This window comes from Thermococcus sp., assembly GCF_027008145.1.
Classification (GTDB): Archaea; Methanobacteriota_B; Thermococci; order Thermococcales; family Thermococcaceae; genus Thermococcus.
Genome location: NZ_JALTCZ010000025.1, coordinates 1 through 19,058 on the forward strand (window position 1 = coordinate 1; position 19,058 = coordinate 19,058).

18 protein-coding genes and 1 pseudogene are annotated in these 19,058 nt (G+C 53.1%); 10 read left to right on the forward strand and 9 right to left on the reverse strand.

The window, feature by feature from the left end:
- The 5 genes and pseudogenes from MVD07_RS01060 to MVD07_RS01080 all read right to left on the reverse strand — a co-directional run.
- Positions 1 to 415 (reverse strand): annotated as a pseudogene (locus MVD07_RS01060) (potassium transporter Kef); the annotation flags it as partial.
- A gap of 66 nt (positions 416 to 481) precedes the next feature.
- Positions 482 to 757, reverse strand: a complete 276-nt coding sequence (locus MVD07_RS01065) for a hypothetical protein (protein ID WP_297497458.1) — start codon at positions 755 to 757, stop codon at positions 482 to 484.
- A 60-nt stretch (positions 758 to 817) separates the two neighbouring features.
- Positions 818 to 1,189 carry a type II toxin-antitoxin system VapC family toxin gene (locus MVD07_RS01070; RefSeq protein WP_297497462.1) on the reverse strand — a complete coding sequence of 124 codons (372 nt, stop codon included), beginning with the start codon at positions 1,187 to 1,189 and terminating at the stop codon, positions 818 to 820.
- The gene (locus tag MVD07_RS01075) at positions 1,159 to 1,389 is read right to left on the reverse strand and encodes an antitoxin VapB family protein (RefSeq protein WP_297417953.1); all 231 of its coding nucleotides are present in this window, start codon (positions 1,387 to 1,389) and stop codon (positions 1,159 to 1,161) included. The genes MVD07_RS01070 and MVD07_RS01075 overlap by 31 nt, the downstream gene beginning before the upstream one ends.
- Before the next feature lie 48 nt (positions 1,390 to 1,437).
- On the reverse strand, positions 1,438 to 1,644 hold the full coding sequence (locus MVD07_RS01080; RefSeq protein ID WP_297497465.1) for a hypothetical protein: 207 nt from the start codon (positions 1,642 to 1,644) through the stop codon (positions 1,438 to 1,440).
- A 203-nt stretch (positions 1,645 to 1,847) separates the two neighbouring features.
- On the opposite strand from MVD07_RS01080, the gene MVD07_RS01085 reads away from it, so the two are divergent.
- On the forward strand, positions 1,848 to 2,072 hold the full coding sequence (locus MVD07_RS01085) for a hypothetical protein (RefSeq protein WP_297497467.1): 225 nt from the start codon (positions 1,848 to 1,850) through the stop codon (positions 2,070 to 2,072).
- Between the two features lie 194 nt (positions 2,073 to 2,266).
- Here MVD07_RS01085 and MVD07_RS01090 read toward each other — a convergent pair whose 3' ends face one another.
- The gene (locus MVD07_RS01090) at positions 2,267 to 3,352 is read right to left on the reverse strand and encodes a radical SAM protein (RefSeq protein ID WP_297497470.1); all 1,086 of its coding nucleotides are present in this window, start codon (positions 3,350 to 3,352) and stop codon (positions 2,267 to 2,269) included.
- Between the two features lie 65 nt (positions 3,353 to 3,417).
- On the opposite strand from MVD07_RS01090, the gene MVD07_RS01095 reads away from it, so the two are divergent.
- A complete protein-coding gene (locus MVD07_RS01095) occupies positions 3,418 to 3,780 on the forward strand; it encodes a ribonuclease P protein component 2 (protein WP_297497472.1) in 363 nt (120 codons plus the stop codon).
- Here the strand turns inward: MVD07_RS01095 and MVD07_RS01100 are convergent.
- Both MVD07_RS01100 and MVD07_RS01105 read right to left on the reverse strand, forming a co-directional pair.
- Entirely contained in the window at positions 3,777 to 5,129 is a 1,353-nt protein-coding gene (locus MVD07_RS01100; protein WP_297497474.1) for a glycogen/starch synthase, read from the reverse strand. The genes MVD07_RS01095 and MVD07_RS01100 overlap by 4 nt on opposite strands.
- A gap of 5 nt (positions 5,130 to 5,134) precedes the next feature.
- The gene (locus MVD07_RS01105; protein ID WP_297497477.1) at positions 5,135 to 6,157 is read right to left on the reverse strand and encodes a TrmB family transcriptional regulator; all 1,023 of its coding nucleotides are present in this window, start codon (positions 6,155 to 6,157) and stop codon (positions 5,135 to 5,137) included.
- Between the two features lie 72 nt (positions 6,158 to 6,229).
- Here MVD07_RS01105 and MVD07_RS01110 point away from each other — a divergent pair, with 72 nt between their 5' ends.
- From MVD07_RS01110 to glmM, 8 genes are all read left to right on the forward strand, one after another.
- A complete protein-coding gene (locus MVD07_RS01110) occupies positions 6,230 to 8,209 on the forward strand; it encodes a glycoside hydrolase family 13 protein (RefSeq protein ID WP_297497554.1) in 1,980 nt (659 codons plus the stop codon).
- Positions 8,210 to 8,317: 108 nt separating this feature from the next.
- Positions 8,318 to 9,670: an extracellular solute-binding protein gene (locus tag MVD07_RS01115; RefSeq protein WP_297497479.1), complete on the forward strand. Its 1,353-nt coding sequence runs from the start codon at positions 8,318 to 8,320 to the stop codon at positions 9,668 to 9,670.
- Between the two features lie 42 nt (positions 9,671 to 9,712).
- On the forward strand, positions 9,713 to 10,618 hold the full coding sequence (locus tag MVD07_RS01120) for a sugar ABC transporter permease (protein ID WP_297497482.1): 906 nt from the start codon (positions 9,713 to 9,715) through the stop codon (positions 10,616 to 10,618).
- Positions 10,615 to 11,850, forward strand: a complete 1,236-nt coding sequence (locus MVD07_RS01125; protein ID WP_297497485.1) for an ABC transporter permease subunit — start codon at positions 10,615 to 10,617, stop codon at positions 11,848 to 11,850. Before MVD07_RS01120 ends, MVD07_RS01125 begins: the two co-directional genes overlap by 4 nt.
- 9 nt (positions 11,851 to 11,859) lie before the next feature.
- Positions 11,860 to 15,207 (forward strand): glucodextranase DOMON-like domain-containing protein, encoded by a 3,348-nt coding sequence (locus MVD07_RS01130; protein ID WP_297497488.1) that lies wholly within the window; start codon positions 11,860 to 11,862, stop codon positions 15,205 to 15,207.
- A gap of 30 nt (positions 15,208 to 15,237) precedes the next feature.
- Positions 15,238 to 16,356: an ABC transporter ATP-binding protein gene (locus tag MVD07_RS01135; RefSeq protein ID WP_297497491.1), complete on the forward strand. Its 1,119-nt coding sequence runs from the start codon at positions 15,238 to 15,240 to the stop codon at positions 16,354 to 16,356.
- A gap of 32 nt (positions 16,357 to 16,388) precedes the next feature.
- Entirely contained in the window at positions 16,389 to 16,799 is a 411-nt protein-coding gene (locus MVD07_RS01140) for a UPF0146 family protein (RefSeq protein WP_297497494.1), read from the forward strand.
- 13 nt (positions 16,800 to 16,812) lie between these two features.
- Positions 16,813 to 18,177, forward strand: a complete 1,365-nt coding sequence (gene glmM / locus MVD07_RS01145; protein ID WP_297497496.1) for a phosphoglucosamine mutase — start codon at positions 16,813 to 16,815, stop codon at positions 18,175 to 18,177.
- On the opposite strand, the gene MVD07_RS01150 is transcribed toward glmM, so the two are convergent.
- Positions 18,155 to 18,970 carry an MBL fold metallo-hydrolase gene (locus tag MVD07_RS01150; protein WP_297497499.1) on the reverse strand — a complete coding sequence of 272 codons (816 nt, stop codon included), beginning with the start codon at positions 18,968 to 18,970 and terminating at the stop codon, positions 18,155 to 18,157. The genes glmM and MVD07_RS01150 overlap by 23 nt on opposite strands.
- Positions 18,971 to 19,058 lie beyond the last annotated feature (88 nt).

A 19,058-nucleotide genomic window follows, 5' to 3' on the forward strand; every position in this document is an offset into this window, starting at 1 on the left:
CCCCGCTTTCGGCGTATCTCCTCTCCAGAAGTCCCGTTTCCACGAGCTTTCTGGTTATCTCGTAGTCCTTCTCCGAGGCAAACGCAAACAGCACTCCCATTAAAACACTTATGAGCGCGTTTTTGATTACAAAAAGGTAGAGTCCCGAGCTGACGGCAACGAAATTAACGACTGCCCGGATTTTGAGTATCCACCCGGGTATTACATACCTATGCGCCATCATGGAGTAGTACCAGCCGGCGACAACAAAAACGTAGAGAGCCATTGAAACGCTCTTCTCTAGGCCAACACCGGAGAAATATGCAACTGTAAAGAGGAGGAGAGACGCTGAAAGCTCCTTGAGAAAGTTCTGCCAAGAGTAAGTGACTTTCTCGGGAGTCTTACTCCTGCTATGAAACGCCGATGCTAGGAACATCAGAAAAGAACCGACTGCAAAGAGAAAGGCGAGAACTTCGACGAGGGAAGCGAAGGAAGTCCCCGGTTATGCAAAGACCAGATACATAACCCCAAACAAGAGCACACCGAACCCAAACGAGCCCAGGAAAAAGATTAGATACTTCAAACCCCTGGATTTTAAGAGCCAGGACTTTCTCAACTTATCATCCTTTCGGATAACATGGGCCAGAGTATAGAGGAGCGCCAGAATAACCGCAAAGGGAAGGCTTTTTTCCGGCGAGATGGAGAGTGCATGGCTGAACAGGGCCGTCAGAAAGAAGACTCCGGCAAAGAAGCTTAGAAGAAGGAGAAATTTCCCCAATCTCAACCCCCACCACCTCGGAAGGCCAAACCCATCATCATGCAAACGGGAGCACAGGGGTTATTTTTCCAAGGTTTTCACCCTGAGCCCGTATTCCTTGAACCTCTCAAAGCCCCTATCGCAGGTATAAAGGGTCATATTGTGGGCTATTGCAGTTGCCGCGATTAGCAGGTCTTTCGTTGGAGGCCTCTGCCCCTTTGAGGCCAAATCTTTAAATATCTCCCCTGCAACTTCCGCGCTTGCTCTGTCGAAGTTTACAACGGGCATCTTTTCTAGGGTAAGTCTCTGTCTGGGCTTAAGTCTGCCACAGAGGAGCTCAAAGAGGACTATAGAGGGGAGAGCATACTCCCCCTCTGAGGGGAGTTGGGCGGAAACCTTCATGTTCCCTTTGAACAGTTCAATTACGACACTGGTGTCCAGGAGTTGAGCCATTCCTCAACCTCCTTCATTTCCTTCTCGAACTCCTTGGCTTCTTCCTCACTCATTGTTCCGAACGCTATCATAAGCACGTCGAGGTTGCCCTTCTTTTTCTTACCTATCAGCTCCCTGAGGAGTTCTGAGAAGCTCTTCTTACCCTTCATCTTGACAAGTTCGTAGTAGACGTCATCGGCGATGGTTATCGTCTTGCCCAAGGGCATCACCTATAAGTGCATGCATGCACGAAATATTTAAAGGTTGCTCTACCTGAACAGCAATCCCCAGACAACCCACAGCTGGCCGAAGACGATGAGAGTGAGTAGTAAAACCGTCGCCTTTCCGAATCTCTTAAGCCCGTAGAAGCCGACCAGCCCAAAGAGGAAGTTCAGAGCGGAGAGCTCGAAGAGGGCATTCACAACGCGGTCGTTTCTCCCAAAGGCGATTAGCTTCATAGGGAGCAGAGATGTCACCAGCGTGAAGCGCGATGAGCCTGACCGCCAAGAGAACCCCCGTGAGAAAGAGGTTATACTTGACGACAAAATCTACCAGACCTCTGTGTGGTTCTTTACCCCTAAAAATCCGGTAGAGGGAGAGAGGAAATACCACCACCCAGATTATCATCGAGATAAGCAGGACGAAAAACGAAAATATCAGCGCAAACATTGCCAGGGCGTTGAGGACTCCCCAGAAGGGGCTCTTCGTTAGCAAAACAGCCGTTGAAAAATTCCCAAAAGACAAGGGCGTCCCCGAGGATGTTGAATACCTCTTTTGGAAGGTAAAGCCTCCCGTGGGTTTTCTCGATAATTTCTGGAAGTCTTTTAACGTCCCTTCGCGAGTAGCCGTGGCGTTCAAGGGCCCTTCCAACGAAGTACAAAGCCACGAGGATAAAGATGAGTAGGAGGAAGAAAATCGAGACGATGTTTGGGAGCGAGAGTTTTTCTCCTTCCCGGGAACGAAAATCCAGACAGCAACCCAGAAGACGATAACGAACAGCCACGAGAGGAGGTAGTCCTTGATGAAAACCCTCATGGCCGTTAATATTCAGCGGGGTAAATAACCCTTTCGGATGAACTCAAGGGATGAAACTAAAAATCAGGGAAGTGGAACCCTCTCCACCTCAATCCCCTCCCACGTCGGGTACTCCTCGACGACGAAGAACTTCACGTCCCCTTCTATATCCTCCGCCAGCTCAACCGCAACTTCCTCCGGCATCTCTATCCTACCCTTCTCGCGGTTGATGTGGAGCCATTCCTCTGGTACTTCCGCCTCGTTGACGAGAAGGTCGTAGAGCTCATCCAAATCCTCGTATTCCGCTATTCCAAAGCGGAGCGTCCCGTCCTCGGTTACCTCCATGTAAGGCTTAGCCACCTTTCTCGCCATCCGCCTAAGCCTGTTCCTGAGTTGGACGGCATCTTTGAGCTTCGCGGTGCAGAGGTGGTAGCTGAGTGAGGTATCTTCCTCACCCCATTTGAGGAGCCTAAGGCCGAGCTCAAGAGAGCCCTTTATGGCAGGGCTCTCGTCACTTATCGGCCTGTAACCCCTGTTGAGGAGGTTCCTGAGGTTGGTCTCGCTGAACTCAAGCTCGTTGACGTTGAGGAACTTCGCACCAAGGCCGTCCAAAAACTCGGCGTACCATCTCATCCTCTCGAACTGGCCCGGGATTGAGGGTATCTCGCCGCCGACGTCCCAGTCGAAGTCGAAGGCCTTCCTTATGTTCTCGATTTCGACCTTGAAGAGCCTCGAATTTGGATTGAACAGGTCGGGGTGGAAGCGTATCTCATCTAAACCCGCATCGTAGAGCTTTTCGAGGTTCTTCTTGGTTGCCAAGGCGCCGGTGGTGTAGATGTGGACGTGGAAGTCCTCCCCAAAGTTCTCCTTGAGGGCCTTAATGTATTCAACAGTCCTGTCGAGCCTCGCGAGCGGGTCACCACCGGTGACGCCTGCCCCTTTGGCTTCCTGAATTATTGCTTCCTCAATGATGTCGTCCACACTCTTAACGGGCCTCTCGTTGGCGTAGACAACGTCCTCCTTTCTCCAGGGACTTAGAGGACAGTAGAAACAGTTCCTCGGGCATTTTCCAGTGGTGAAGAGGACGAGCTTCTCGCCCCTAACGCAGAGCTGGCATCCCTTAGGGAGCTCTCGCACGGCGTATGAGAAGTAAGGAGTCTCCCACACCAAGGTCTCACCTCGCTAATTCAGCCTGGGGGCATGGCTTAAAAAGGTTGGCGGACAGAGTTGGGAACATGAGGGAGAAGCCGAAGTATCTGCCCCCAACTCTGAGAGACAAGCACCGCTACATAGCCTTTCAGGTCGTCGGTGAAAGGTCCTTCAAAAAGGAGGAAGTTAGGAGGGCCGTATGGGAGGCCTCGCTTTCAACGCTCGGCGTTCTCGGTTCTGCCAAAGCAAAGCCGTGGTTCATAAAGTTTGATGAAAAGAGCCAGACCGGCATTGTGCGGGTCGACAGGAAGCACGTTGAAGAGCTCAGATTTGCACTAACGCTCGTCACGGAGATAAACGGCTCGAAGACCATCTTTAGAACACTCGGCGTTTCCGGGACAATAAAAAGGTTGAAGAGGAATTTTCTGAGCAACTTCGGCTGGCGCTAGCGGAGGAATGACATAACCCTGTCAACGCTCCCCGTGTAAACGTTGAGGTATCTCCTGCAGGCCTTCTTCCACGTGAAGTCTTTCCTGGCCCTCTTTTTCCCGTTCTCCCTAAGTCTCTGGAGGGTTTCAGTGTCCAGGTTTTTGGTTGTCACCATGATAGTGGCTAGGGCGAAAGCATCCCTGGGCGGAACGAGGAAGCCCGTACCCCCCTCGGGATTGGCTCTGACGTCTATAACGGTGTCTTTTATTCCTCCCACGGCACTTCCAATCGGGATCGCCCCGAGACACATCGCCTCAAGCTGAACCAGTCCGAAGGGCTCGAAGTTTGATGGGATCACGACAAAATCAACGGAACCGTAGAGCTCTCTTACCGTCTCCCTTGGAAGGATCTCCGTGATGACCCTTACGTTCTGCGGGAAGCGTTTCTCAACGTCCTTTGCCCATCTCTCAAGTTCGGGATTGCCCTTGCCCACTATGATGAAGCGCATTTCAGCGAAGGCCGGGTCGTTTGAGAGTAGTTCAATAGCCCTCAGGAGTGTGTCAACGCCCTTCTGGGCCTTGTCGAAGCGCCCTATGAACATAAACGCCTTTCCGTCAGAGAGACCAAAGCGCTCCAGGATACGCTTCCTGCGCTCTTCCCTTGGGAAGTTCGCCGTTTCCATGAGCTCTTCGTTCCAGAAGGAGCAGTCTATGCCGTTGAAAACGTGGGTTACTTTGCCCTCAAAGATTCCGAAAAAGCCCCACTCCTCCAGCATGTAGCTCCTGCTTACTGTTGTCACCATATCAGCTACATATGCAGCTGTGTGCTCCGGGTCTATGTCTGGATAAGGAGCCAGTTCAGCGAGGTTTGCCTCGTGGAAGTACTGGCCGGCTATCTTCCCCTTGTTGAGCCGATGGACGGTGAAGACGCTCCTTATCCCGAAGTACTTCCTTATCAGCCCGAGGGCAAAGACGGTGTGCCAGTCGTGGGCATGGACGACGTCTGGCTTGGATTCCTCGATGATGGCGTTCAGCAGGCCAGCACTCGCCTTTCCGAAGAGGACAGTCTTCTTTAAGAGTCCCTCCCAGCCCGGGCCGTAGACATCGCTTTCGCTCAGCAATCCTCCAGCTAAGGAGTAAACGGTTACACCGTTCTCCTCGCGTTTTCTTACCTCAACCTCTACCTCCTCACCGAAGGCTAGAACCCTGAACCTCTCAACGGGTTCTCCAAGCCCTTTTCCGTGATCCGGAGTAAAGACGATGACCTCGTGGCCGAGTTCAGCAAGCCCTTCCGCTATGTTCGTCACGGCCTCGGCTAAGCCACCCACCTTGACGGGGAGGTATTCGAAGGAGAGCAAGAGCACCCTCATGAGAATCACTCCAAGAGAATAAATCTTTCACCTTCGACGTCCTCGAAGTAACTACCTATCCCGCCAACCTTGAGTTCACTGCCGTTGTACCTGAAGGTTATGTTGGCCGTGAGGGGCGTGTACTCGTACTCCACTATGGTGCCCCTGAGGTTTACTAACCCCTTAGTCTCCACCATTTTCCCAACGATTTCAGCCTTCCTCGGAAGCCCTGCGAACTTGAGGAGCGTGATGAGCGTCCTTATGTTGACGAGGGCGAGGGGCTTGGGAAGCTTTTCATAGTTGAGCGGTTTTATCACCTCGCTGTTGTCGAAGTATATCGTGTAGAACCAGTGCATGTAGTTCTGGATTATCTTGGGGCTTTTGGCCCAGAAGGAGTAGAACTTCTCCCTTCTCCTGTCCTTTGGCAGGGCACCGAAGAAGAGGGCATACTCGATGTCCCCTATTATCCAGCTGGCCATGAGCCACGGCGCACCTCCGCTCCTGGCAAGTATCACGTTGTCCCCCTTCAGCCAGTCTGGGATCTCCTCGAAGTTGCTGATTATGACAAAGATTATGTCCTTCCTGGCCCTTATCTCGCTCTTGAGGAGCTTGAGGAACTCGAAGGGGGTGTTTATGAGAACCTCGTGCTTGGCCGTTCTTATCACGTATTCGGCCCTCTCAACTGTGTTGTCGAAGCCCTGTATTGTCCAGATCTCCGGCAGTTCCTCGCCGTGAACACCGCGGTAGAGATCCATAAAAGCCTTCTTCAGGTTCTCAATGTCCTCGATGAAGTCCTCCTTTATGCGTTCAAGGACGACTTCGGGGTTCACGGGCTTGTAAAGCCTCGGTGAGCCCTGCATGACGTCAACAAAGCCCTTCCTGTGGAGTGAGCTCAGGACATCGTAAACCCTCGTGTGGGGGATCCCGCTCTCCTTAGTTATGTCGGTTGCCTTGCTCGGCCCGAGCTTCAGAAGGGTTATGTAGGCAAGGCTCTCGTACTTCGTGAGGCCGAGCCTTTGAAGCTTCTCAACAATCTCTTCCTCCTTCATGCTGAGACCTCCATGTTTTTAAGTGTCACTATCCCTAGTTTATTCATCAGTAGTGATACCTTGGTGATGAAGGTGTATAAAATTTTCGGGTTCGAACCTGACGAACGCTTTGGAAGGGTAGCCATAGTCGAGTTTTCAGTCCCCACAGGCGGGGAGCCCTACGCCTATCTCCTCGGAAGCTTCAACGCCTTCAACGAGGGCTCCTTCAGGATGGAGGAAGATGGTGCGAGGTGGAAGGTTAGGGTTGCCCTCCCCGAGGGTCTCTGGCACTACGCCTTTTCCCTTGGAGGAGAGTTCACACCCGACCCTGAGAATCCAAGGGTGGAAGCCTACAGGAGGCCTGCCTATAAGTTCGAGAGGGAGGTGAGCGTTGCCGAGGTAGCTGGTGAGGACGAGCTCTTCCACAGGCCATCACTTACGTACCTCTACTCCTTTGCCGGCAGGACGCACGTCCTCCTGAGGGCCAGGAGGGGGCTCCTGAGCTCGGCTTCCTTCAAGTTAGGGGGGGAGAAAGTTGGGATGTTCCTCAAGGCAAGGGATTCGCTCTTCGAATACTGGGAGACCGTGGTTCCCGTCCATGGCGGTGATATTGAGTACTCCTTTTTAGTTGAGAGTCGCTCTGGAGCGAGAGAAATACTCGGCCCATTTAAAGCCGTTCCGAGGAAGCTCAAAGCCCCCAGCTGGCCGTTGGAGAGCGTCTTCTACCAAATAATGCCCGATAGGTTCGCCGTTGGCATCAAGGAAAAGGAACTTCCATTGAAGGGCGAGTTCTTCCACGGGGGAGACCTGAAGGGAATCGTGGAGCACATAGACCATCTGGAGAACCTTGGTGTCAACGCCCTCTACCTGACGCCCATCTTTGAGTCGATGACCTACCACGGCTACGACATAGTTGACTACTACCACGTGGCCAGGAGACTTGGGGGAGACGAGGCCTTCAGGGAGCTCGTGAGCGTCCTCAAGGAGAGGGACATAAAGCTTGTCCTCGATGGTGTTTTCCACCACACGAGCTTTTTCCACCCCTACTTTCAGGATGTCGTCAGGAAGGGGGAAAAGAGTAAATGGAAGGGATTCTACCGCCCTCTGAAGTTTCCGGTTGTTACATCTGATTTTCTGAGTCTCCTCGAAAAGGATACGCCTTGGAGGGAGAAGTACCACGCCTTGAAGGAACTCGGCTGGAACTACGAGACCTTCTTCTCGGTCTGGCTGATGCCGAGGCTTAACCATGATAACCCCGAGGTGGTCGATTTTATAGCCGACGTGATGGGTTTCTGGTTGAAGAGAGGTACAAGCGGCTGGCGTCTCGACGTTGCCCATGGAGTTCCGCCCGATGTTTGGCGTGAGGCTAGGAAGAGGCTTCCCGAGCGGGCTTATCTCTTCGGCGAGGTCATGGACGACGGAAGGCTGTGGCTCTTTGACGTCTTCCATGGGGTCATGAACTACCTCCTCTACGATGCTATCCTGAGGTTCTTCGTCTTCCGGGAAATGGACGCAGGGGAGTTCCTGAACGAGCTAAACATGTTGAGCGTCCACTACGGCCCGGCCGAATATTTCACCTACAACTTCCTCGACAACCACGACGTCCCCCGTTTCCTCGACCTCGTTGGGGGAGATAGAAACAGATACCTCTGTGCACTGGCTTTCCTGATGACCTACAAGGGTGTTCCGGCCGTGTTTTACGGGGATGAGGTTGGCCTTGGGGGTTCCGGTGAAGGAATGGGCACGGGAAGAACCCCGATGGAGTGGGAGGAGGGCCGTTGGGACGGTGAAGTTCTCGGTGTTACACGCGAGCTTATGGGGCTCAGGAGGAAGAGCAGGGCTCTTCAGGTGGGCCTTTTCAGGCCGGTCTACTTCAAAGGGGACGTCATTGCCTACGAAAGAGTCCTTGGGGATGAGAGGGTTCTCGTGGCAATAAACAGAGGGCCAAATCTAGTTAAAGTTGAGCTTGATTCTTTGAGGGATGGGCTTTTCCTTGAGCCTGCATCATTCATCATCGTTGGGCCCAAAAAGGCGCTACGCTACCCGCTTCAGGGGACTTGTGAACACTGCTGAGCCCCTCCCTTAGTTGGTACTCTTTGGTACCCTGAGGTTCAGGGAAGCGCAAGATATATATATCACTAGCGATGATACTAAACTACCCAGATAAAAGGGTGGTCAGTTATGAAAAAAGCGTTGTTTGGTCTGTTGTTAGTGGCCGTTCTGGCCCTTAGCGTGGTGGCCAGCGGCTGTATAAGCGGTGGGGGAACAACGACATCCACCGCGAGTCCCTCCACGACCCAGAGTCCAACGGCTTCAAGCACTACCTCAAGTGCCACTTCGGGCACTACTTCCTCTCCAACCCAGACAACCAGTACCAGCACCTCGCAGGTCGAGTGCGGGAGCGGGAAGATCGTCATATGGCATGCAATGCAGCCCAACGAACTTCAGGTCTTCCAGAGCATAGCAGCGGAGTACATGGCGCTCTGCCCGAACGTTCAGATAGTCTTTGAACAGAAGTCTGACCTTGAGAGCGCTTTGAAGGCAGCGATTCCAGCCGGAAAGGGTCCTGACCTCTTCATATGGGCACATGACTGGATTGGAAAGTTCGCCGAGGCCGGTCTCCTCCAGCCCATAGACAATGCAATAACCCCCGCTATTCTCAACCAGTTCGCCCCCGTGGCCAGGGAGGCAATGGAGTACAAGGGACACTACTATGCGATGCCCTTCGCGGCTGAGACGGTCGCCCTGATATACAACAAGGACATGGTTCCGAACCCGCCGAAGACCTTTGCCCAGATGAAGCAGATAATGCAGAAGTACTATGACCCGAACAAGGAGATGTATGGAATCGCCTGGCCTATAAACGCCTACTTTATCTCGGCCATAGCCCAAGCCTTTGGAGGCTACTACTTCGACGACAAGACCGAACAGCCGGGCCTTGACAACCCGAAGACGATAAAGGGCTTCGAGTTCTTCTTCAAGGAGATATGGCCCTACATGGCACCAACCCCCGACTACAACACCCAGCAGAGCATATTCCTTGAGAAGCGCGCTCCCTTCATGGTCAACGGCCCGTGGAGCATAGCCAGCGTCAAGAAGGCCGGCATAAACTTCGGGGTTGAGCCGCTCCCGCCCATCGTGATAAACGGCACGGAGTACTGGCCGAGGCCATACGGTGGCGTGAAGCTCTTCTACTTCGCCAAAGGCGCCAAAAACTTAGATGCTGCTATCAAGTTCGTCAAGTGGTTCACGACCAGCCCTGATGTTATAAAGCAGCTCGCCCTCCAGCTAGGCTACATACCGGTTCTCACCAAGGTTCTCGATGACCCGCAGATCAAGGCCGACCCGGTTCTCTACGGCTTCGCCCAAGCGGTTCAGCACGCCTACCTGATGCCCAAGAGCCCGAAGATGGCCGCCGTCTGGACTGGTGTCGCTGACGCCATCACGGCCATACTGAAGAATCCGGCCACCGCGGACATACCGGCCATACTCAAGAAGGCTCAGCAGGAGATACTCCAGAGCATGAAAGGTTGATGCCTTTTCTCTTTCTTTTCTCTAATTCAGGAGGGATACAGGATGAAAAAGACGACAATGGTGGCCTTGTTCCTGATAATTCCTGGAATCACCGCGTTCCTGTTTTTCAACCTCTGGCCGATAGTGTATTCCGTATACCTCGCCTTCACCAACGCCCAGCTCGGCAACTTCCCGATATACAACCCCAGTAGCTCGGTTGAGCCACTGCACTTCGTGGGCCTTGAGAACTTTAGATGGATCCTCAGCGACCCGGGTTTCAGGGATGCATTCCTCTGGACATGGATATTCGTTATCACGAGTGTTACCCTCAAGGTCATTGTTGGTGTGTTCCTTAGCCTGCTCTACACGAGCAAGCACGTGAAGGGGAAGTTCATCTACCGTTCACTCCTTATAATACCCTGGGCGCTTCCCCTGCTCTTCTCGGTTACCGTTTGGAAGTTCATGTTCGACCCCGTCTTCGGGCCGATAAACAAGGCGCTAAAATCAATAGGTGTTGCTTCCCCTCCAAACTGGATTAACGACCCAACTTGGGCCTTTGTGGCCCTCAACATTATAGAGGTCTGGCTGGCCTACCCCTTCATGATGACCGTCATTACCGCCGCACTTCAGTCCGTACCCGAAACTCTCATTGAAGCTGCAATACTCGATGGAGCCAACTACTGGCAGAGGTTCAGGAACGTTGTCCTCCCGGCTGTAGGAAAGCCGATAGCCTTCGCGACGATACTCACGAGTGCTGCCAGCTTCCAGTACTTCATGGTGCCTTATATCTACAACGCCGGGCTCTTCCAGGACAAGTTCCTTCTGCTCTATGGCTTCATGAAGGCCTTCGGTGCGACGCCATACTACGGCAGGGCTTCTGCCGTGATGGTCATAGCGACGACTGTGCTGGCAATCTACATGTACGTCAACGTTAAGATTACAAGACTTCAGGAGGGTGCGAAGGGATGAGAAAGGTAAGCCTGAAGAGCGTCGGGATGACCCTCCTGGCCATCCTCGTCATGTCTATAATCCTCTTTCCAGTCTACTACATCTTCATAGTCTCCATAAGTCCAACGTCGACTTTAGCGACCACCGAACTGCACCTCATACCTAGAAATGTCAGCCTGAATTCCTACAGGGAGGTTCTCTTTGGGCTCTCGGGCAACAGTATAGTGACCAATTTCACGGGTACGATAAGGGGAGATGCCTACGTCAAAGATGGAAGGCTTTACGTTACCAAGGGAGTTATGACGGGCAAAATAAAGTACGGGCCTTTCACGGGTGCCGTGATAACTGTCAACGTCAGCAACATCGCTTTTGCGGTCAACGCCCCCGTTGCCAAAGGCACTCTCAACGGCAAAATAAGAGGGTTGCTCACCTTAACGGAACTTAAGAACGGGGGAAAGATAGGTTTCGCAATAATCAGGGATGTAACGCTAACAGAAGGTAAGGTTGGAAACATCAACGTTGCCGGTAAGATGCAGGGCTACATCATCGTCAGGGGCAACGGAAAGGCCAGCTTTACCCTTCTGGGGAAGTTCGTTAACTCAACGTTCTTCAAGTACCTCAAGAACAGCATCATTTTGGCAGGACTGACGGTTCTGCTGGCATTGTTCTTCGTTGTTCCAGCGGCCTATGCGTTCTCGCGCATGAAGTTCTTCGGAAGGGAGCACGTGCTCTACTTCTACCTCATGTTCACACAGGTCGCGGGAGGTCTCGGAATAGCGGGGTTGATAGCGCTCTACGGCATGGTCGTCAAGCTCGGTCTCTACGACAAGTTGCCAGCGCTCTCGCTCATATACGCTGCTGGAAGCGTTCCCTTCAACACATGGCTCCTTAAAGGCTACATAGACTCCATAAGCCCCGACTTTGACGAGGCAGCTTTAGTTGACGGGGCGAGCTACCTGCAGATAATAAGGTACGTCCTACTTCCAATGGCACTGCCAGGAATAGCGACCGTTGCAATATTCGCCTTCATTGGAGGATGGACGGAGTTCATCCTGGCAAGTCTCTTGCTCGGGCAGGAGAACCAGCCCCTCGCGGTATGGATATACACCCTGCTGGGTGGCATAGGTAGGGGAATAGACTGGAGCTACTTTGCAGCGGCTGCGCTCCTGTTTGCCCTACCGGTGTTTGTAACATTTATGCTTGCCCAGAACTACATAAGGAGTGGCCTCACCGTTGGAGGTCTGAAGGAATGAGGTGATAGCATGAGGAAGGTATTTGCCCTTTTCCTTGCCATTTTGGTGGCTGGAAGCATTGTAGGAGCGAATCTCAAGACAGTTGGAGCAGCCGAGCCAAAGCCCCTGAACGTGGTCATAGTCTGGCACATGCACCAGCCTTTCTACTACGACCCGGTGTCCAAGCAGTTTGTCCTCCCGTGGGTCAGGCTCCACGCGGTCAGGGATTACTGGAGGATGCCGGCAATACTCTCCAAGTATCCCGACATACACGTTACAATAGACCTATCGGGTTCGCTGATCCAGCAGATAGCCATGTATATGAACGGATCAATGGACATCAGGGAGAGAATAAGCTGGAAGCTCGCCAACGGGGAACCCCTAACAACCCAAGAGAAGTGGATAATGCTTCAAGTTCCCGGCGGATTCTTTGACAACACCATACCCTGGAACGGCGAGCCCCTGGCTGACAGCAATGGCAATCCTATCAGGAAGTTCTGGAAGAGGTACACGGATCTGCTGAACGAGAGAAATGCACTCTTTGCCAAGTACGCGAACCTCCCCCTGAACGAGCAGAAGGTAAAGATAACATCGAGTCTGAGCTATCAGGACTACCTCGACCTCGCCGTCCTCTTCAACCTCGCCTGGCTTCCCCATGACTACATAATGAACAACAGCAAGCTCAAGGCCCTCTACGATAAGGTCAACACCGGCGGCTACACGAGGAATGACCTCAAGACTGTTCTTGACATCCAGATGGAGCTCATAAACCACACCTTTGACTATTACAAAGCGGTGAACAAGTACCTCGGCAACGGCCCCGACGCAATAACCTTCGTCCCGTATGCCCACCCGATAGGACCGATACTCAACGACTTTGGATGGGAGAGCGACTTCGTGGCCCAGATTAAGAAGGGGGAGCAGCTGTACAAGGAGTACCTCGGTGATGGGAAGGCTCTGCCGAACGGTGGATGGGAAGCGGAATGCACTTTAAATGATGAAACCCTCGAGCTCCTGGCAGAGAACGGCTGGGAGTGGGTGATAAGCGACCAGATAGTCCTTGAAAGGATGGGCGTCCCCTACAACGTTACCAACTACTTCAGGCCCTGGGTGGCGGACTTCAACGGGACCAAGATATACATATTCCCGAGGGATCACGAACTGAGCGACAGGATTGGCTTCAACTACGCAGGCATGAATCAGGAGCAAGCCGTCAACGATTTTGTAAACCAGCTCCTCGAAGTACAGAAACAAAACTATGACGGCTCGCTGGTCTACGTGATTGCACTCGACGGTGAGAACCCGTGGGAGAACTACCCGTATGAGGGGGACATGTTCCTGAACATGCTATACAAGAAGCTTGAGCAGCTCCAGAAGGAGGGCCTTATAAGGACGGTCACACCCGATGAGTACATCCAGATGTACGGGGACAAGGCGAACGTACTGAAACCCAGGATGATGACCTATCTCGATCTCAAAGACCATACCGGGGCCCTTGAGAAGGCTACAAGCCTAGACGAGCTCTACAAGCTCGCTGGAGTAAAGGGACCGCACCTCTGGCCCGAGTCAAGCTGGGTGGACGGAACGCTCTCCACGTGGATTGGTGACAGACAGGAGAACATGGGTTGGTACTGGCTGTATCTCGCCAGGAAAACTCTCTTCGAACACAAATCAAGCATGTCCTCAGCGGAGTGGAACAGGGCCTTTGAGTACCTCATGCGTGCCGAGGGCAGTGACTGGTTCTGGTGGTATGGACCCGATCAAAACAGCGGCTTCGACCAGGGTTTTGGAAGGCTCTTCAAGGACAACCTCTACGAGATGTACAAACTCGCAGGGATAAACCCACCGAGCTACCTCTATGGCAACTACTTCCCTGATGGCCAGCCGTACCTTGTGAGGGAAACGGTCGGGCTGAAGAAGGGGCAGGTGCTTAACTACTCCAGCCTCAGCCCCTACGCGAAGGGAGTCAGCGTTTACTTTGACAGCGACGGCTTCCACTTCATCGTTAAGGGCAACCTGAGCAACTTTGAGATAAGCCTGTGGAACCCCAACAGGTTCATAGGCAACACCTTCACCATCGGCCAGCCTGTTCCGAAGGAGCTGACCTACACGACCTTCCCCTACAGTGCCCAGAGCGTTGGCCTTATGATAACGACGCATGTGAGCTACGCCAACGGGACGGTGGCGATCTATAATGCCACCGGCTACGATACCTACAAGCTTATAGCAAAGCTGAACGCCACAAAGGTTGATGGTGGAATAGAGGTTACCGTGCCCTTCAAGTACCTTGAGAGCCCGACCGACGTTTACTTCGCCGTCTCAACACTTCACAACGGCAACCTCTCGGTCATAAGCACCCCCGTTGAACTCAAGCTCCCAAAGCAGGTCAAGGGCATCGTCTTGGTTGACATGAAGGATCCGGTTGGCGATGATCATGGGCCTGGGAACTACACTTACCCAACTGACAAGGTCTTCAAACCAGGAGTCTTCGACCTCACGAGGTTTCAGCTCATAGAGCAGAAGGACAGCTACCTGATGGTGTTCTACTTCAGGAATTTGGGAGGCAACCCGTGGAATGGGCCCAATGGGTTCAGTCTGCAGATGATCGAAGCGTACTTCGACTTCAAGAAAGGAGGGAACACCTCAGCAATAAAGATATACAAAGGCGGGCCGGGAGCGAACGTTAACATCGACCCCCACCATCCATGGGATGTTGCGATTAGGGTTGAGGGATGGGAGGACTACGTTGTCCTTCCGAACGGCACGAAGCTCAAGGATGTCCTCAAGGTCTCCGTTGACCCGACGAAGAACGCCATAATGGTGACCATGCCCAAGGAGTACATGAAGCTCAACATGAGCTACGGTCTATATGGGACCGTCCTTATAGGCTCTCAGGATGGTTACGGGCCGGATCACTGGCGTGCTGTGGCTGTTAAGGCCGAGCAGTGGAGGATTGGTGGTGGCAATCCGGACGCGATTATAGCCGGTGTTGCACCAAGAGTTATTGATGAGCTCGTTCCGCCAGGGTTCAAGCCGACTCAGGAGCAGCAGTTAAGCAGTTATGACGCAAAGAACGACAAGCTCGCCACCGTGCTCATGATACCCCTGATCAAGGGAACCGGCGGAGAGCAGGGAGGAACCTCAACCCAGACCTCAACTACAACCACCTCGACGACCGCTACGACAACCTCCACGACCCCAACGACAACGACTGCAACATCGACAACCAGCACAACCACCAGCCAGACGACTACAACCACTACCCAAGCCACTCAGACCACCAGCACCACCCAGACAACCGGCGGTGGTAGGGTATGCGGTCCTGCCCTGCTCGTTGCCCTAGCCATTGTACCGATCCTCCTCAGGAGGAGGCGCTGACTCTTTTTCAAATTTTTGAGGGGTGGTAAGATGTCGGAGGTTCGGCTTGTTAGTGTTTGGAAGGTGTTTGGGGGTTTTACGGCGGTTAAGGATATGGACTTGTATGTTGGGGATGGTGAATTCATGATTCTCTTGGGTCCGAGTGGGTGTGGGAAAACGACCACATTAAGGATGATAGCGGGATTGGAAGAGCCAACGAGGGGTCAAATATACATTGGGGACAAGCTCGTAGCGGACCCGGAAAGAGATGTTTTCGTCCCGCCAAAGGACAGGGATGTTGCAATGGTCTTCCAGAGTTACGCCCTCTACCCTCACATGACGGTTTACGATAACATAGCCTTCCCCCTCAAACTCAGGAAAGTTCACAAGGATGAAATAGACAAGCGCGTGAGGGAAGTCGCGGAAATGCTTGGCTTAACAGAACTCCTCCACAGGAAGCCAAGAGAACTCAGTGGTGGTCAGAGACAGAGGGTCGCGTTGGGCAGGGCAATCGTGAGAAGACCCCGGGTTTTCCTCATGGATGAACCGCTGAGCAACTTGGACGCTAAGCTTAGAGTTAAAATGCGCGCCGAGCTTAAGAGGCTCCAGAGGCAGCTTGGCGTCACTACAATTTACGTGACTCATGATCAAGTTGAGGCCATGACGATGGGCGACAGGGTCGCGGTGATTAACGCTGGCCAGCTCCAGCAGGTTGGAACTCCGGAGGAGGTTTATGATAGGCCGGCTAACACTTTCGTGGCTGGCTTTATTGGTTCTCCACCCATGAATTTTCTTGAGGGGACTCTTACTGAGGATGGGTTCGTTGATTTTGGTGACTTCAGGCTTAAGCTCTTGCCTGACCAGTTTGAAGTTTTGAGGGAGAGTAATCTCGTCGGCAAAACCGTTACTTTCGGCATAAGGCCGGAAGACATACACGATGCTTTGTTTGCGCAGGTGAAGATTCCGGGGGAGAACATGGTCACGGCGGACGTTGACATCATTGAGAACCTTGGGAGCGAGAAGATTGTGCACCTGCACGTCGGTGCCCTAAGGTTCTTGGGAGTCTTCAGGAGCGATTCTAGAGTTCGTGAAGGACAGAGAATTGACGTCGTCTTCGGCATGCAGAAAGCCCACATCTTCGAGAAGGGAAGCGGAAAAGCAATATTCTGAAGCCTTTTAAGTCCCCCTTCCAACTTTTTTCCATGGGGATTGAAAGACTAGCTGACTTCATAGCGGAAACCGTTGAGAGGGGAAAGATTGTTGAGACCGGGATTGGATTTCAGCTCAAGGTTGCCCTGAGATTGAAAGAGCTCGGCTATGAGGTTTTAGCCGTTGACTGGAATGAAAGGGCCGTCGAGAACGCCAGAAAAGTCGGCATAAACGCGGTAAAGGACGACCTCTTCAGACCAAAGCTTGAGCTCTATAGGGGTGCCAAAGCCATCTACTCCATAAGGCCAACACCCGAGATAATCGCCCCGATTCTGAGGCTCGGTGAGGATCTTAAGGTGCCAGTTTGCATTCTCTCGCTGTCGGGAGACCCGAGAGCCAGAGGGACGAGGCTGGTCAACTTCAGGGGACTGGCGATATACGTTTATAACCCGAAGGGAAAATAGGCCCGGTGGTGCTATGAGGCTCTTTGGGACAGCTGGAATACGTGGAAAGCTGTGGGAGAAGGTAACGCCAGAGCTGGCCCTAGAGGTTGGAATGGCGCTCGGGACGTACAAAACTGGAAAAGTCGTGGTTGCGAGGGACGGGAGGACGTCAAGCGTCATGTTAAAGAACGCAGTGGTTTCGGGTCTTCTCGCGAGCGGGATGGAGGTTCTCGACGCCGATTTAATCCCCACACCAGCTTTAGCCTGGGCCACGAGGGAACACGGTGACGCTGGGATTATGATCACAGCAAGCCACAACCCCCCGACGGACAACGGCATAAAGGTCTTCAACGGGGATGGAACGGAGTTCTATGTGGAGCAGGAGAGGGAGCTTGAGGAAATAATCTTCTCGGGCAACCTCAGGAAAGTCCGGTGGGATGAGATCAATAGCGTCAGATCCCTTGAGGTTGTAGGGGATTACGTCCAAGCCGTTCTCGACTTCGTGAACCACGAGACGAAGCTCAAAGTGCTTTACGATGGGGCGAACGGTTCGGGAAGCGTTTTGGCCCCATACCTGCTCCGCGAGATGGGGGCCGAGGTGATAAGCGTGAACGCCCACGTTGACGGCCACTTCCCTGGGAGGAAGCCCGAACCGAGATATGAAAACATAGCTTACCTCGGTGAGCTCGTTAGGAGGCTTAAAGTTGATTTAGCTGTTGCCCAGGATGGAGATGCCGATAGGATAGCGGTCTTCGACGAGAAGGGAAATTACGTTGACGAGGACACGGTAATAGCGCTGTTCGCGAAGAGGTACGTGGAGGAGCACGGTGGTGGAACTGTTGTGGTGTCCATAAACACCGGCTCCAGGATAGACGAGGTCGTCGAAAAAGCCGGTGGAGAAGTGGTTCGCGTTCCCCTCGGCCAGCCCCACGACGGGATAAAACGCTATAAGGCCATTTTCGCCGGCGAACCCTGGAAGCTTGTCCACCCGAAGTTTGGTCTCTGGATAGACAGCTTCGTCACGATGGGACTTCTAATCAAGATGATAGATGAGAAAGGTCCGCTCTCAAGGATAATAGCTGAAAACATCCCGACCTACTACATAAGGAAGGCAAACGTGCTCTGCCCTGACGAGCTGAAGGAAAGGGCCGTTGAAAACTCCGCCAAAAGGTTTGAGAAGGAGCTTGAAGGAGAAATTAGTGAAATCCTGACGGTTTCGGGCTACCGCTTCAATCTGAGCGATCGCTCGTGGGTTCTCGTTAGACCCAGTGGAACTGAACCGAAGATAAGGGTCGTCGTTGAAGGGCCGACCGAAAAGAGGAGGGACGGGCTCTTCGAGATGGCCTACGGGGTGGTGAAAGAAGAGGTGGAAAAGCTCAGACGAACCTCGCCGGCCTGAGGGTTCTCACGGCTGTTTCCTTTCTGTCCATCATTACCTTGAAGCCCTCCTTGGCGACGTAGGTTTTGACACCCGTGACCGTCTCTATGTACCTTGCCTCCTTGTAGGGGTTCGCGAAGTGCATCTTCATCCCGATGTGGCTCATTATCAGGACTTCTGGCTTCTTCTCCATGCTCTTGAGCATCTCAACGGCGTCGTCTGTGCTCAGGTGGTAGGGAATCCCCATGTCCCTGGGCCTCGTTATTGCCGCTATGAGGAGCCTCGCACCGTCGTGCCACTCGACAAGCCCATCAAAGTAGGCGGTATCTGGAATGTAGGAGACGTCGCCGAGGCGGGTTTTCATCCTGAAGCCTATGGTTGTTGGGTCTGAATGCTGGCTCGGCGTTATCACGAATTCCTCCTCGCCTACGGGTATTTTGCTCCCTGGCTCCGGTATGTGGACGCTCTCCAGCACGTCAAGGTGGTACTTGCTTATCGCTGGAGTGTGGGTTTCGTCGCCGTAGACGACGCTCTTTGATGCTATCAGCGTCCCCCTCTTCTTGAGGGCTCCGCCGGTCATCGCCTCGACTATGACCTCAAGGTCGTTGCAGTGGTCAACGTGCCTGTGGGAGACGAAAACGACATCAAGCTTTCTGGGGTCGAGCTTGTAACGCCAGCTTCTCACAAGGGCTCCTGGCCCTGGGTCAACGTGGATGTTTCTGCTAGCCTTTATGTAGAATCCTCCTGTGGAGCGGAACTGAGTTATCGTGATGAACCTCCCGCCACCGCTCCCGAGGAAGGTTATCTCTATCACTCAAACACCTCCCTTCCTTCTGCGGACGTGAGGGGTATGATGGGGTAGTATATAAGGCATTTGGGTAGCAAAAAATGTTTAAGTAAGA

Coding starts and splice junctions, on each gene's coding strand:
- MVD07_RS01115 (WP_297497479.1), top strand. CDS start 8,318: ATGAAAAAAGCGTTGTTTGGTCTGTTGTTAGTGGCCGTTCTGGCCCTT.
- MVD07_RS01095 (WP_297497472.1), top strand. CDS start 3,418: ATGAGGGAGAAGCCGAAGTATCTGCCCCCAACTCTGAGAGACAAGCAC.
- MVD07_RS01070 (WP_297497462.1), bottom strand. CDS start 1,189: ATGGCTCAACTCCTGGACACCAGTGTCGTAATTGAACTGTTCAAAGGG.
- MVD07_RS01135 (WP_297497491.1), top strand. CDS start 15,238: ATGTCGGAGGTTCGGCTTGTTAGTGTTTGGAAGGTGTTTGGGGGTTTT.
- MVD07_RS01120 (WP_297497482.1), top strand. CDS start 9,713: ATGAAAAAGACGACAATGGTGGCCTTGTTCCTGATAATTCCTGGAATC.
- MVD07_RS01130 (WP_297497488.1), top strand. CDS start 11,860: ATGAGGAAGGTATTTGCCCTTTTCCTTGCCATTTTGGTGGCTGGAAGC.
- MVD07_RS01125 (WP_297497485.1), top strand. CDS start 10,615: ATGAGAAAGGTAAGCCTGAAGAGCGTCGGGATGACCCTCCTGGCCATC.
- glmM (WP_297497496.1), top strand. CDS start 16,813: ATGAGGCTCTTTGGGACAGCTGGAATACGTGGAAAGCTGTGGGAGAAG.
- MVD07_RS01140 (WP_297497494.1), top strand. CDS start 16,389: ATGGGGATTGAAAGACTAGCTGACTTCATAGCGGAAACCGTTGAGAGG.
- MVD07_RS01100 (WP_297497474.1), bottom strand. CDS start 5,129: ATGAGGGTGCTCTTGCTCTCCTTCGAATACCTCCCCGTCAAGGTGGGT.
- MVD07_RS01105 (WP_297497477.1), bottom strand. CDS start 6,157: ATGAAGGAGGAAGAGATTGTTGAGAAGCTTCAAAGGCTCGGCCTCACG.